14 protein-coding genes are annotated in these 13,830 nt (G+C 58.7%); 2 read left to right on the forward strand and 12 right to left on the reverse strand.

Going from position 1 to position 13,830, the window contains the following annotated elements; all coding sequences use genetic code 11:
• The first annotated feature begins 25 nt into the window (after nt 1-25).
• Both G3256_RS04925 and folD read left to right on the forward strand, forming a co-directional pair.
• Nucleotides 26-496: a hypothetical protein gene (locus tag G3256_RS04925; protein WP_169639760.1), complete on the forward strand. Its 471-nt coding sequence runs from the start codon at nt 26-28 to the stop codon at nt 494-496.
• 12 nt (nt 497-508) lie between these two features.
• Entirely contained in the window at nt 509-1,411 is a 903-nt protein-coding gene (folD, locus tag G3256_RS04930; protein ID WP_169639761.1) for a bifunctional methylenetetrahydrofolate dehydrogenase/methenyltetrahydrofolate cyclohydrolase FolD, read from the forward strand.
• 12 nt (nt 1,412-1,423) lie between these two features.
• Here the strand turns inward: folD and G3256_RS04935 are convergent, their stop codons facing one another.
• From G3256_RS04935 to G3256_RS04990, 12 genes are all read right to left on the reverse strand, one after another.
• Complete coding sequence (locus tag G3256_RS04935) at nt 1,424-1,843, reverse strand: PaaI family thioesterase (protein WP_169639762.1); 420 nt, start codon at nt 1,841-1,843, stop codon at nt 1,424-1,426.
• Complete coding sequence (gene pdeM, locus G3256_RS04940; RefSeq protein ID WP_169639763.1) at nt 1,840-2,517, reverse strand: ligase-associated DNA damage response endonuclease PdeM; 678 nt, start codon at nt 2,515-2,517, stop codon at nt 1,840-1,842. The genes G3256_RS04935 and pdeM overlap by 4 nt, the downstream gene beginning before the upstream one ends.
• Before the next feature lie 39 nt (nt 2,518-2,556).
• Nucleotides 2,557-5,010 (reverse strand): ligase-associated DNA damage response DEXH box helicase, encoded by a 2,454-nt coding sequence (locus G3256_RS04945; RefSeq protein WP_169639764.1) that lies wholly within the window; start codon nt 5,008-5,010, stop codon nt 2,557-2,559.
• Nucleotides 5,011-5,234: 224 nt separating this feature from the next.
• Nucleotides 5,235-5,456 (reverse strand): hypothetical protein, encoded by a 222-nt coding sequence (locus tag G3256_RS04950; RefSeq protein ID WP_169639765.1) that lies wholly within the window; start codon nt 5,454-5,456, stop codon nt 5,235-5,237.
• A gap of 118 nt (nt 5,457-5,574) precedes the next feature.
• Complete coding sequence (locus G3256_RS04955) at nt 5,575-6,882, reverse strand: P-loop NTPase family protein (protein WP_169639766.1); 1,308 nt, start codon at nt 6,880-6,882, stop codon at nt 5,575-5,577.
• Between the two features lie 87 nt (nt 6,883-6,969).
• Nucleotides 6,970-7,467, reverse strand: a complete 498-nt coding sequence (locus G3256_RS04960) for a prepilin peptidase (protein WP_169639767.1) — start codon at nt 7,465-7,467, stop codon at nt 6,970-6,972.
• A 6-nt stretch (nt 7,468-7,473) separates the two neighbouring features.
• On the reverse strand, nt 7,474-8,334 hold the full coding sequence (locus G3256_RS04965; RefSeq protein ID WP_169639768.1) for a tetratricopeptide repeat protein: 861 nt from the start codon (nt 8,332-8,334) through the stop codon (nt 7,474-7,476).
• 31 nt (nt 8,335-8,365) lie between these two features.
• Complete coding sequence (locus G3256_RS04970; RefSeq protein ID WP_169639769.1) at nt 8,366-8,950, reverse strand: tetratricopeptide repeat protein; 585 nt, start codon at nt 8,948-8,950, stop codon at nt 8,366-8,368.
• Nucleotides 8,947-9,933 (reverse strand): type II secretion system F family protein, encoded by a 987-nt coding sequence (locus G3256_RS04975; protein ID WP_169639770.1) that lies wholly within the window; start codon nt 9,931-9,933, stop codon nt 8,947-8,949. Before G3256_RS04975 ends, G3256_RS04970 begins: the two co-directional genes overlap by 4 nt.
• Before the next feature lie 12 nt (nt 9,934-9,945).
• Nucleotides 9,946-10,908 (reverse strand): type II secretion system F family protein, encoded by a 963-nt coding sequence (locus tag G3256_RS04980; RefSeq protein ID WP_169639771.1) that lies wholly within the window; start codon nt 10,906-10,908, stop codon nt 9,946-9,948.
• 11 nt (nt 10,909-10,919) lie between these two features.
• Nucleotides 10,920-12,371, reverse strand: coding sequence for a TadA family conjugal transfer-associated ATPase (locus G3256_RS04985; RefSeq protein WP_169639772.1), 1,452 nt, complete (start codon nt 12,369-12,371; stop codon nt 10,920-10,922).
• A gap of 20 nt (nt 12,372-12,391) precedes the next feature.
• A complete protein-coding gene (locus G3256_RS04990) occupies nt 12,392-13,627 on the reverse strand; it encodes a CpaE/TadZ family protein (protein WP_169639773.1) in 1,236 nt (411 codons plus the stop codon).
• Nucleotides 13,628-13,830 lie beyond the last annotated feature (203 nt).

Consider the following 13,830-nt stretch of genomic DNA (forward strand, 5'->3'; position numbering starts at 1 on the left):
TTATGATTTACCAGAGGACATCATCATGACCAGACTAATCACTTTCGCTGCCGCACTGATCTTTGCAGGGGCGGTCGCGGCCGAAGACAGGTATGTGGGCTATTATTACCCTGATATCACGTCTGAGGAGACCTTTGACCGGGTGATCCGCGCCAGCGAAGGCGCCGGCAAAGCGGTTCGTCTGGATTTCATCAATGTGCTGACCACGGCGCAGCTCGAAGCGCCTGAAAGCCCTCGTTTCGTGTTCTTTGCCAAAGGCAGCGACGCCGGCACGCTGATCCTGACGGCGCTGGATGATGACGTATTCTCAAGCATTTACCGGGCGCGTGCGATTATGGCGCAGCTCACCGTGAGCGTGCGCAAGGGTGGGTTTTTCCAGCAGGAAGATCTGCAGTACGTGGCGACATTCTATGATCTGCTGCAGCTGATGCAGTTTGACGAGATGATCATCACGGATGGCGAGACCTGGTCCCACAGGGTCACTTTTACCAGATAACAGGACGACACCATGACCGCTAAGATCATCGATGGAAAAGCCTTCGCCGCGCGCGTGCGCGGACTGGTCAAAGACCATGTGACGCGACTGAAAGAGGATCACGGCATTACGCCGGGCCTTGCTGTGGTGCTGGTCGGCGAAGACCCGGCCAGCCAGGTTTACGTGCGCTCAAAGGGCAGGCAAACTGTTGAGGCAGGCATGAAATCGGTTGAACATAAGCTCGATGCCGACACCTCAGAGGAAGACCTGCTGAAAACAGTTCAACAGTTAAACGATGATCCTGAGATCCACGGCATCCTCGTGCAGCTGCCCCTGCCAAAGCATCTGAACGAAGATCTGGTGATCGGATCCATTGACCCGGCCAAGGATGTCGACGGGTTTCACATCTCCAACGTCGGCCTCCTCGGCACGGGTCAGAAATCGATGGTGCCCTGCACGCCGCTGGGCTGTCTGATGATGCTGCGCGATCATCATGGATCGATCTCGGGGATGGATGCTGTTGTTATCGGACGCTCGAACATCGTGGGCAAGCCAATGGCGCAGCTTTTGCTGGGCGACAGTTGTACCGTTACCATCGCGCACAGCCGGACCAAAGATCTGCCGGATGTCGTGCGGCGCGCCGACATCGTTGTCGCTGCGGTCGGGCGCCCCCGGATGGTGCCGGGCGACTGGATCAAACCGGGCGCGACGGTCATCGACGTTGGTATCAACCGGCTCGATGCGCCGGAAAAAGGCGAGGGTAAGACCCGGCTTGTGGGAGACGTGGATTATGAAAGCTGTGCTGCCGTGGCCGGTGCGATCACCCCGGTGCCGGGCGGTGTCGGGCCGATGACCATTGCCTGCCTGCTTGCCAATACGGTCACTGCCTGCTGCCGGGCCAGCGGGTTGCCTGAGCCGGAAGGTCTGACGGCGTAAAGCGCTGTCAGATCAGCGCGGTACCGGCACCATGGTGCCCTGAAGCACCGCAATGAGAACGTCCTCGTCGCCGGTTACGGCGTGCACATCTGCAGCGACCACCACCAGCCGGCGGCCCGGCTTGATAACCCGTCCCGTAGCACGCAGAAAATCACCTCCGGCAGGTGCGAGCAGGTTGATCTTCATCTCAGCGGTCAGAACTTCCATGTTCTCCGGGATTGTGGTGAGCGCGGCGTAGCCTGCCGCACTGTCTCCGATGGAAAACGTCAGCCCGGCATGGCCGTACCCCTGCTGCTGACGGCTGCCGGGGAGCACCGGCGCTGTGATGATCACTTCGCCTGTTGCGATCCCCGTCAGCTGCGCGCCCAGAGTTGCCATCATCGACTGCGCGTCAAAACTCTCGCGTATCCGCTGCTTTGCCTCATCTTTCATCGGGTCATTTCCTGTCGTGGCATGGGAACGCAGGTAGGCACCGACCCGGTCAGAATGGCCAGTGCGTCGGGCTGCATGAGCCGACACAGCGTGTCGCTGTAACTGCGCAGCCCGCCTGTGTAAGTGCCATAGGCCGGCAGGATCAGCCGCCGGGTGTCGCATAAAAAGGCAGGCCGGGTGACACGGCGTCCGCGCGCCTGAACATGCGCCTTGGGGTGATAATGCCCTGAGACCTCGCCCGTGCCGTCCGGGACGGCGATATGCCGGAAGGTGAGCGGACCGCTTGTCAGTTCGGAGACATGGCTGCCGCCGAAATCCTGCGGTCCCGGGTCGTGATTGCCCTCGATCCAGACCCATTCGCGCCCGGCCTGCAGAGTGGTAATCCAAAGCCTCTCCTCTTCGGGCAGGGACGCGGCGGCGGTCAGATCGTCAAAACTGTCACCAAGGCATATTACGCAACGCGCATCCGTGGCCTCCAGATCGGCACTCAGCCGCTGCAGCGTGTCGCGTGTTTCATAGGGTGGAAGGGGCTGACCGCTGCGCCGGGCCACCCGTTCCGATTTTCCGAAATGAAGGTCCGATACACACAGCAGGTCTTCATCCGGCCACCAGAGTGCGCCGGATCCGAGTGCGCGCAATGCAGCACCGGCAAAACGGAAATCGTGATAGTTCATGCTTTGTTCATGGCGCATCTGCCACGCGGGATCAAGCGGTCAGTAGCCCACGCGCCATTTCGGTTTGTCAGAGGGGGGCGGGGTCAGCGTGGCAAGTCCGGAGGTCTGCATCAGCCGGGCGGCCTCCTCGGCCAGCAGACGTTCTTCGGCAGCGCCCTTCACCGGAACCCGGCCCATTTCCAGCAGCATCGGCGCGGCGAGCGGGCTCACGCGGGTGAGGATCTTGTGATCAATGCGACCAGCCACGCGCTCAGCCATTTCTTCGATCCGTCCGAAATCCACGAGGCCGCGCAGCGCTTCTTCGCGGGTGATGTCCAGCAAAAGGTGGTCCGGGTCGTATTTAAGCAATGTGTCATAGAGGATATCCGAGCTGAAGGTCGCCTGGCGTCCGGTTTTGCGGGACTGGGGCGTATTGCGTTGAATCAGACCGGCGATGGTCGCGCTGGCCCGGAAAGTGCGTTTCATCACTGCATTGCCGGCGAGCCAGGTGTCGAGGCCTTCGCGCAGCGCGTCGAGTTCAAAAAGCGGGGCCGGGTCCGTGATCCGGTCCAGCCCCCAGATCAGCGTGGCATAGTCGGTGGCCACAAATCCCAGCGGATTGAGGCCCAGTTCCTCCATGCGTTTTGTCAGCAACAGCCCCAGTGTCTGCTGGCCGTTTCGCCCGGCAAAACCATAAATCGCTGTCTGCTCGCGGCCATCATGCGGGAAGCTTTCGATCAGAAGGCGTCCGGGGCGTGGCAGCTGACTGACATCGCGCTGCAGGGACAACCAGGCTGACGTGTGGGTTGGCAGCCCGGGCCATGTCTCCTGCTGAAACATCGCCACAACCCGTGCGCTGAGCTGGGTCGATGTGGCGAACTTCGTGCCGAGGAATGTCGCTACTTTTGGCTTTTTCGCGGCATTGCGACTGACTTCCACCGTCATTTCGCGCAGCCCTTCATAGCGTACAATCTGACCACCGATCAGAAAGGTATCGCCAGGGCTCAGCGTTGCGGCAAAGCCTTCTTCCACCTCCCCCAGTGGCTTGCCACCGCGGCTGCGCTGCAGCCGGACTTTGAGCGTATCGGTGTCCTGAATCGTGCCGATATTCATGCGGATCTTTTGGGCCGAGCGCGGGTCGCGCAGCTGCCAGAGTCCCCCGGCGGTCTGCATCAGGCGCTGCCACTGGTCGTAAGCGCGCAACGCATATCCGCCGGTTGCGCAAAAATCGAGGCAGGCGTCAAATTCAGCACGGGAGAGATCTTTGTAAGCGCCGACCGTTGTCACCTCGTCATAAAGCGCGTTTGCATGGAACGGCCCGGCACAGGCGGTGATCAGAATGTGCTGGCACAGCACATCGCGCGGACCGCGGCCTTTCGGCTCCCCGTCCAGTGCGCCCTCGCGAACTGCATCAAGGGCGGCCACGCATTCGACGACTTCAAACCTGTTTGCGGGCACCAGAAGCGCCTTGGAGGGTGCATTGTAACGGTGATTGGCGCGCCCGATGCGTTGAACGAGGCGTTTGACGTTTTTTGGTGCGCCGATCTGGATTACCAGATCCACGTCACCCCAGTCGATGCCGAGATCGAGACTTCCGGTGCAGACGATGGCGCGCAACTCTCCCCGAACCATCGCCGCCTCGACACGCTCGCGCTGCTGACGGTCCAGAGAGCCATGGTGAATGCCGATCGGCAGACCTTCTTCATTCGCAAGCCACAGATTATGAAAGAAAATTTCTGCCTGCGCGCGCGTGTTATGAAACACCAGTGTCGTGTTGTGCGCGCGGATCTGTTCAAGAACGGCCGGAATGGAATAGGCCGCATTTCCGCCCGACCAGGGCGGCGCTTCTGTGGTGGTGAGCATCGTGATGTCCGGCGCCGGGCCGGGGTCGGCGAGCAGCACGGCGCAGGGATCAGGGTGCTTTGCGAGCATGCGCGCAATCGCCTGCGGATCTTCGACGGTGGCTGAGAGCCCGACGCGGCGCAGCTCGGGACAGAGCCTCTGCAGACGGCCAAGCGCCAGCATCAGCTGGTCGCCACGCTTGCTTTCCGCAAGCGCGTGGATTTCATCCACAACGACCCGCTTCAGGCCGCGGAACATGCGCGGAGCATCCTCATAGCTCGTCAGAAGGGCAAGGCTTTCCGGCGTGGTCAGCAGGATATGAGGTGGGTCAGCACGCTGACGTTTCTTGCGGCTGGCTGGTGTGTCTCCGGTCCGGTCTTCAATGCGGACAGGCAGACCCATTTCGGTCACGGGTGTGGTAAGATTGCGCTTGATATCGGCGGCAAGCGCTTTGAGCGGCGAGATATAAAGCGTGTGCAGCCCTTCATGCGGCTGGTTCGCCAGATCGACCAGAGTGGGCAGAAATCCGGCCAGTGTTTTGCCGCCACCGGTGGGCGCGATCAACAGCAGAGCCGGGTCCTCCGCGCGGTCCAGCATTTCAAGCTGGTGCGGGTGTATTGTCCATCCTCTGGACGCGAACCAGTCGGTGAAAATATCAGGAAGGGCGATCATATCACACAGTTTAGCACGCGGGGGACTGCGGACCAGCGGTGCACCTGGTCCCGCGGGCCAGGTAATCCGTCGCGGCGCGCCGATCTCGCTGCTGTTTCGCGCCGGCGCAGACGGCGGAGGGATCGCTCGCGCATGAATGGCAAACAAATGCTCTGCGCGCTTTGCGAACCCTCGTCCCAAACCGCTTCAGGATCTGTTTATGGTCAAATACCGCTCTGTTTATCCTACAGGTAAAGCGTAACTTTTCCTTTTTCTTCCTCCGCCCATAATATCGCGTCGTGAAGAAGTACGCTCACCTTTTCAGCGTAGATGGGTGCCGCATCGTTTTGCTCTTCAAAGATATCAGAGTCTTCGCAAAAATTGTCGTGAGTAATATTCTCGATCACCGCATTTACTTCGCGCCATCGGTGATCGCGACTGCGCCGGTCAACAATGTTCCAGATCATTAAGCCTCCGGTATCTCCGGGCTTCCAAACGAGCAGCAATAAATTCAGTCAGGAGCACCGTGGGCCCGAAGCAAAAAACATGCCTGAACCAGAGCCTACTGCTCAGCGCCTCTCAGATTCACTTAACGATATGCTCGTCTTTCACGAACATATTGGCCCAGGCCCGGTCGATAAGATCCGGCGACATCTGATAGGGGATGCCTTCGAACTCGCAGATGGAAATCATCTGGTCGATCAGGAAGATCGGCTGATAGTTTGCATAGATATTGTCGATCTCGGGGTATCTGACCTTCAGCAGATGAACCAGTGTCGCCTCATCCAGCGGCATTTTACGTTTCTTGGCCACCATGGCGAAGATCTTGAGGAAGTTCTCCTGGTTCGGGCCGTCGATTTTGATCTTAAAGAAAATCCGGCGCAGAGCGGCCTGGTCAAAGATCTCATTGGGGTGGAAGTTGGTGGAGAAAATTACGAGCGTGTCAAAGGGCACCTCGAATTTCTCACCTGATTGCAGTGCGAGGATATCCTTGCTTTCTTCAAGCGGAACAATCCAGCGGTTCACAAGGCTTTGCGGCGGCTCGGCCTGACGGCCAAGGTCGTCCACGATGAAGATGCCGCCGGTCGATTTCAGCTGCAACGGCGCCTGATAGGTCCGGGCTGTGGGATTGTAGACAAGATCAAGCATGTCCAGCGACAGCTCACCACCGGTGATCACGGTAGGGCGCTCACATTTCACATAGCGCATATCGAACCGCGTGGTGCGGCGCAGGGAATTAGGGTCATCTGCCTCCTCTTCGGCGGCGGAATGAACGATCGGGTCATAGACGGTGATGACCTGGCCCGCGTATTCGATGGCGCGGGGCACATAGACCATATCGCCCAGAGCGTCGCGAATCCCGTTGGAAATCGAGGATTTACCGTTGCCGGGCGGGCCGTACATCAGAATCGAGCGGCCGGCGGACACCGCGGGTCCGAGATGATCAAGCAGGCTGTCGGGCAGCACAAGATGCCCCATGGCCCCGGTCAGCTGATCGCGCGTGACCTGAATGTTGCGGACCGACTGGCGCTTCACCTGTTCGCGGTAAACATCGAGCGGGACGGGCATGGCGCCGAAATACTCGGACTGCGCCAGAGCGTCGAGCGCGCGTGCTTTGCCCTGTTCGGTCAGCTGGTATCCCATTTCGTTGCCGTTGTTGGCGTTGAGCGTGCCCGTCGCTTCAAGAAGACGCTGGGTGCGGGCAAGATCGACGAGCTCCTGGGTGACCGGGATCGGCAGGCAGATTGCCTTTGACAGCTCCGTCACCATATCCACGTTTTTGCGGAACATCGTTTTGAGTACGATATCGCGCATCATAACCGTTGGCAGCCGCATTTCCTCCAGCGTTTTCGGCGGAGGGGGGGCCATCACATTTGCGGTTTGCATATTCATCTGAGTAAGGTCCTTGCAGAACAGTCACGTCTCGATTGCGCTTATTTGCGCCTCAGAGTGAACGGTAGAAGAAAAAAATGGCTTAATTCAGGCACCATTTAGTGCTGCAAGGCACAGATACAGGGCGAGTGTGGGGCCAAGTGCCAGACCCATCGGGAACTTGTTGCCGGCGTCCCAGCTTTTCCAGCCGGGCGCGAGATTTCTCAGCGGTGAGGCGCGCACGACCCTGTGTGCGGCAAAGGCCGCGACCATCATCACCGCAAAGATCACAGCGACCACCGCCACATCCTGCAGCGCCACATAAGGGGCTGCTGCGGCTGCGAATTTTGCGTCACCCGCGCCAAAGGCCCCGACGGCATTAAGCGCGATCCCGGCCAGCAGTACGATCACAAGCTGGGCCAGTTGCCACAGATAGAGGGTGAACCCGTCCAGCACGAAAGGGCCCAGAAGAACGAAGATCACCGCCAGGACCGTCACGGCCTTGTTGGTGATCTTCATGTAAGCAAGATCCGTCCAGGATACGTAGAAACAGACGGGCAGAACAAACGGCAAAAACCACAGCGCGGCAAAAGAAGACAGCGCCATCAGAGATCAACCGGTAGTGGTGGTCTGCTCGAGTGCTTCCAGCGCGCGAACGGCAGGCTCAAAATACTGCGGATGGGTATCGATCGAGTCCTTCAGCAGTGCTTTACCCTGGCTCACGTCGCCCTGTTTAATCGCAGCCAGACCAAGCGTGTGCAGAAGCTGCGCTCGTTCGATCTGATCCATGGGGATCACAGGCAGCGTGTAATCGCGCTGTGTTCCGCGGGCGAGGACAAGGTTGTTCTTGGCGGTAAAGAGCGTCGGATCCTCGCGGATCGCTTCGCCAAAGAGACGCTCGGCCTCTTTGATGTCGCCGCGCGACAGTTTGGAATAGCCCCAGTTGTTCATGACATTCGCAGGTTTGGTCGTCAGACCCACCGCAATTTCATAAAAGCTGTCGGCTTTCTTCCACTCTTTGTTGCTGTCAGCCACCATGGCTTCGAGACGGTAGCGGTCAAAGGTCTCGAAGGTTGGCGGAATGGTATCGAGCACCGTTTCAGCCGTGGCCCAGTCGCCGGAGCGGATCAGGTTGTCGGCATACTGCACGCTGTCACCGGGGTTTGAGCCCGGGTGCTCGACAACCTTTTTCCAGGCGGGGACGGCTTCGGTATATCGTTGGCCACGGGTATAAGACACGGCCAGACCCCGGCGCACATCAAGCCGGTCGGGGTTGGATTTGATCGTGCGTTTGAAGTAATTTACCGCCTCGTCGGGGTCGGCGACAGTCAGCATGATGTCCGAAAGATCGGTTTCGTCGATCACGTTGACGTCCTGAAACGCGCGGTCCACGGTCTCGTCCGGTCCCGGCGCACAGCCTGCTACAATGAGGATTCCTGCCATAGTGGCAGACAAAACGATTGGTCGGCGCATTTTTGCGTCCTTTTTGCTGCTCTTGCCCGTTTCACGGTGACGGCCCGATCGTAAACTCGCTCCGACTGCGCCGCACCAGTGTGAAGTCAGTGCTTTTCTGTGCAACTTGTGTAGCAGAATTTTCGGATTTTGCGAGTGCTAAGCGCAGATTGTCACGGATTGCGATATCTTCGCCATTGCTGAGCGCAAAGGCGCGCTGAAAATACTGCGCGGCCTCGGCGGTGCGTCCGGTCTCCATCAGTACAACGCCGAGATTGTTGAGATCAGAGGGCTGTACATCGGGCTTTGCAATCGCCCGCCGCATCATCGTTTCCGCCTGGCCCAGCCTGCCAAGGCCGAGGTTGGCAGCACCAAGGCCGGAAAGGATTTCGCCGTCAATCTCGCCGCGATCAACGGCGGCGCGGTTAAAAGCCTTGATCGCGAGTTCATACTCACCCGAAGCCAGTAACCGGTGCCCCACCTCGACACCGTCTTCCGCTTCAGCGCGGTAATCCACGCCGGGTGCAAACACGCCGTCGCCGGATGCGGAAAGGCCGCCCGTATCACAGGCGGCAAGTCCGAGTGTTGCGGTGGCGATAGCGGCGGGCCCGGAGACCCGCCAGAGCCATTTTATCATTGAGGGCCTGACATATTCCCGAGTTGTGTGATGCCATGTGCCGAAGGACCCACAAGAATGACCAGCAGCGGTGGCACGGTCAGCATCATAGTGGCAAGGGTCATCTTGGTTGGCAACTTGTTTGCGGCCTCTTCGGCGCGCATCACACGTTTGTCCCGCATCTCGGCAGCATAGACCCGCAAGGCTTCGGCGATCGATGTACCAAACTGCGCGGACTGGTTCAGCACGGTGACGAAGGACGATACATCCTGCACACCGCAACGCTCGCCCAGATCATTGAGAACGGTTGATTTGTCTTTACCCGCCTTCATTTCATAGGCCACGACGTCAAATTCCTGGGCCAGGGCGGGGTAGGAGGCGTGCAGTTCGCGCGCCACACGGACGATACACTGGTCAAGCGACTGACCGGCTTCCACACAGACAAGCATCATGTCGAGACAGTCAGGAAACCCGCCGGTGATCTCTTCTTTGCGCATCGCGACACGGCGGGTGACCCAGTAGCTGGGCAGATAATACCCTGCGAGGCCGGGGACCAGCGTGTAGATCATCATTTTCTGGGTGCTGAAACCTTCACCACCCTCCAGTACGTTCAGCCAGACGAAGGCGAGGATCAGACCGGCGATGCCCAGAGCGAACTGAGCAAAGTGGAAAAAACGGACAGAGTCCTGGCTCTGATATCCGGCCTGGCGCAGCTGCAGCTGTCTCTTTGTCAGCTCAGCTGCGTCCTTGGGCTCCAGAAAAGAGGCAAATTTCTGCAGCTGTTCATTGCGGCCGCCCTGGCGCAGACGTTTCTGATCAGTTTTTCCGCTTTCGGGTGCCTGAACGGACTTCTTCAGTTTGTCCATCGGGTCTTCGGGCTGTGCCATCATCGCGACGATTGTCATGATAATGATGACGAGGCCTACCGTGCCGAGGAGGATCATGGGCCCGAGCGGGCCGAGCAGATCCGTGATCATCGCATTGACGTTGTTAATCATTTCCATGGATCTGGTTCCTTACACCTTAATGTTGGTGAGCACGCGCATCACGACGAGGTTCACGGCGAGCATGATCCCGACGAAAAAGCAGGCGGGAATGAAATAGGGGTGGTCCCGCACGTTGTCATAGTAACCCGGGTCGGTGACGTTGATGATGATCAGTGCGGCGACCGGGAAGCCGGAAAGGAATTTGCCGGACCATTTGGCTTCGGCAGTGATCGCTTTCACCCGGCGGAAAAGCCGGAAGCGCGCACGGATCACCTTTGCCAGCCCGGCGAGAATTTCGGCAAGGTTACCGCCCGAGGTCTGCTGAATTGTGACGGCAACGGCCAGAAAGCGCAGATCCTGCATATCGAGCCGTTCTGCCATTTCCTTGAGCGCGTCGCCGACGTCACGGCCATAGGCCGCCTCATCCGCGATCATCCCGAACTCAGAGGCCAGCGGATCCTGGATTTCCTTGGAGACGATCTGCACGGCGGAGGAGAAAGGATGACCCACACGCAGGGAGCGCACCATCAGTTCCACCGCATCGGGCAGCTGTTCTTCGATCATCGACAGGCGCTTGTTTGCCTTGCTCGAGACCCAGTAGAATACGCCCCCCACACCGATGCCGATTGCCATCACGATACGTACAGGCAGACCGGTGGCAGTGCCCACGGTCAGACCCATGAAGGAAACAAACGACAGGATGATCATTACAAGGATCAGCTGTTGCGGCGTAAAAGCAATCGCGGCTTTCTGCGCCTTTTCCCCCAGCATCGAATAGAGCGGGATCGATTTGGTTTTCATGTGCTGCTGCATTTCCTTGCGCAGCTTTTCCAGCACTTCTTCGCGGCCGGCACCTTTATCAAGCATCTCCAGCCGGCGGTTCACGCGGCTGTTCAGTGAGATCGACTTTCCGAATGTAACGAGATAGAGCCCTTCGACGAGCACAAGCACGCCGATAAAGATCAACCCGTAAATAATTGGTTCGATTGACATTTTTCTGATCCTTACTCGGCGGCGACCGGTTCGTAGATGGATGGCGGCAGATCATAGCCCCACATGCGGAACCTTTCCGCGTAGTGCGAGCGAACGCCCGTGGCTGTAAAGTGACCGATGATTTTGTTTTCCGGTGTCAAGCCCACGCGCTGGTAGCGGAAGATCTCCTGCATGGAGATCACCTCGCCTTCCATGCCGGTCACTTCTGTGATCGAGGTCATGCGGCGCGAGCCGTCCTGCAGGCGAGACGCCTGCACAATCAGGTTCACAGCGCTTGAGATCTGTGACCGCACCGCTTTCAGCGGCATTTCGATGCCAGCCATGGCAATCATGTTTTCAAGACGGCTGACACCATCGCGTGCGGAGTTCGCGTGGATGGTGGTCATGGAGCCGTCGTGACCGGTGTTCATGGCCTGCAGCATGTCGATGACCTCTTCACCGCGGGTTTCCCCCACGATGATCCGGTCAGGACGCATCCGCAGTGCGTTTTTCAGACAGTCGCGGGGAGAAACCTCACCTTTGCCCTCAACATTCGGCGGGCGGCTTTCCATCCGGCCCACATGGGTCTGCTGGAGCTGAAGTTCGGCCGTGTCCTCGATCGTCAGGATGCGTTCGGCATTGTCGATGAAAGACGACAGCGCGTTAAGTGTGGTCGTTTTACCTGAACCGGTACCGCCCGAGACGATGATATTGAGCCGCGTGGCAACAGCGGCCTGAAGATACGCGGCCATCTCTTCGGTAAAGGCGCCAAAGTTGACGAGATCGTCGATGCCCAGTTTGTCTTTTTTGAACTTACGGATGGAGACGAGGCTGCCGTCCACGGCGACCGGCGGCACCATGGCGTTAAAACGTGAGCCGTCCTTGAGACGGGCGTCAACATAGGGGTTGGATTCGTCAACCCGGCGGCCAACAGCGGAGACGATCTTGTCGATGATGCGCAGCAGATGGCGTTCATCTTTGAAATTGATGTCGGTGAGTTCCAGCTTACCGTCCCGCTCGACAAAGATCTGCTGCGGGCCGTTGACCAGAATATCGTTGACGGTTTCGTCTTTCAGAAGTGTTTCAAGAGGCCCGAGCCCCGTCACCTCATCATAAAGCTCAGAGGTCAGCGTCTGCCGGTCCTCGCGGTTCAGAACCACACTGCGCTCTTCCAGGAATTCGCTGGCGATGGCGCTGATTTCCTGACGCAGGTCCTGCTCGGAGGCGTGCTCAAGTGCAGAAAGGTTCAGGTTGTCGAGCAACACCCGGTGCATGTCGAGCTTGAGCTCGCCCATACGCTCCTTGCGTTTGCGCTCTTTGTCCATCGGCGTGACCTGTGCCGGCGAAACCTGAGGGGCTTTGCGCGTCACGGAAGGTGCCGGCGCCTTGTTCGGGACCGGCGTGATGGAGGTTACTTTCTCTGCCTTTTCGGCGTCCGGAGCAGCGCCCGGCGTACCGGAAGATTTTTTATATTTTGAAAACATGCAGGTATTCCTTCAAAGGATCAGGCTGCTTTGGCATCGTCGGTGCCGAGCTCGTGGATGGAGAGTGCCAGTTTTGCAATTTCCTTGCGCAGGGGGTTCTTCGGAGCGGAGATTGCCAGCGGCAGGCCGTGATCTGCACCTTGGGTGATGGGTTTGCCGCCGTCGGGCATCTGCAGGTCGATGGAGATGCTGAGCGATTCGCCCATGCGCTTGACGCGGCTCTTGCCGGACAGATCGGTAAAGCCGGGCGCGCGGTTCATTACATAGCGCAGCTTTTCCACGGGCAGTTCTTCGGACTGCAGCGCGCGTTTGAACCGCAACGCGTTCTGCGCCGAGCGCATGTCCATCTCAAGCATGGCAAAATATACATGTGCCTGGTTAAGCACCGCCTCGGACCATGTCACCAGGGTCGACGGCATATCGACCACAACATATTCAAAGTGCCGGCGGGCCATCGCCAGAAGACGGTTGATGTCTTCCGAGGATACCAGATCGAGCGGCAGCATATCGGTAGGGGCGGTCAGAACCTGCATTTTGTCCTGGAAGGTCAGCAGCGACTGGCCGAATGTCTCATCATCCATGTTTTCGGTGTCCGACAGCATGTCATAAACCACTTCCCGGCGCGGCAGATCGAGATAGGTCGCCGCGGAACCGTACTGCAGATCAAGATCGAGCAGACAGACGCTTGGTCCGCCTTCTTTCTTTGCGGTGGCAAGCTCCCAGGCAAGGTTCACCGCAAGCGTGGTGGAGCCTGTGCCGCCGGCGAGGCCGTGCACGACAATGACAGCGCCTTCTTTATGATTACCGGATTGCAGAGCAGGACCGCTTGTGGTGGCGGGCAGTGCCGCTTCGGCGGCGCGGACACGCTCAATAGCCTCAGACAGCTCATTTTCCGGAAGCGGGTAGGGGACAAACTCGTCCGCACCCTGGCGCAGCAGCGTGTGCAGCGATGCCGGCGTGACATCTTCGGCAATCAGGATGACTTTGATCCTGCGGGACTTGGCCTGCGTGATGATCTCGCCCATCAGAGAGAGATTTTCCTCATCGGACTCGTCGATCGCAAGGGCAATAAATTCAAGGGCCTGGGCTTCGGGCTGGCCGAAAAAGGCAAGCGCCTCGGCAAACCCCAGATCGCCCCAGTTTTCCCCCAGTGCCAGCTCCATGTCTTCGATCAGGAGATCAAAGTTCTGCACATCGCGACTGACTGTGCAGGCTACGATCAGCGATGTATCGGGTTGTGGCATTGTACTGCTCATTGCCTCGTCGTCCTCTTTGTTCAAAGGGCGGGCAGAGCGTAAACGGGCATATGTTAATATTCGCCCACCATACTCCGGCACAGCCCTCGCCCGGCATCGCCGGACATACGTGTCCCATTGCAGGTAAAGTCGCAGTCAATCTGGGCGAGATTAGGGCTTAATCCGCCCAATTGTTGGGTATCTCGACACAATGATCCCCGGAT

It is taken from the genome of Roseobacter ponti (assembly GCF_012932215.1).
GTDB classification, from domain to species: Bacteria; Pseudomonadota; Alphaproteobacteria; order Rhodobacterales; family Rhodobacteraceae; genus Roseobacter; species Roseobacter ponti.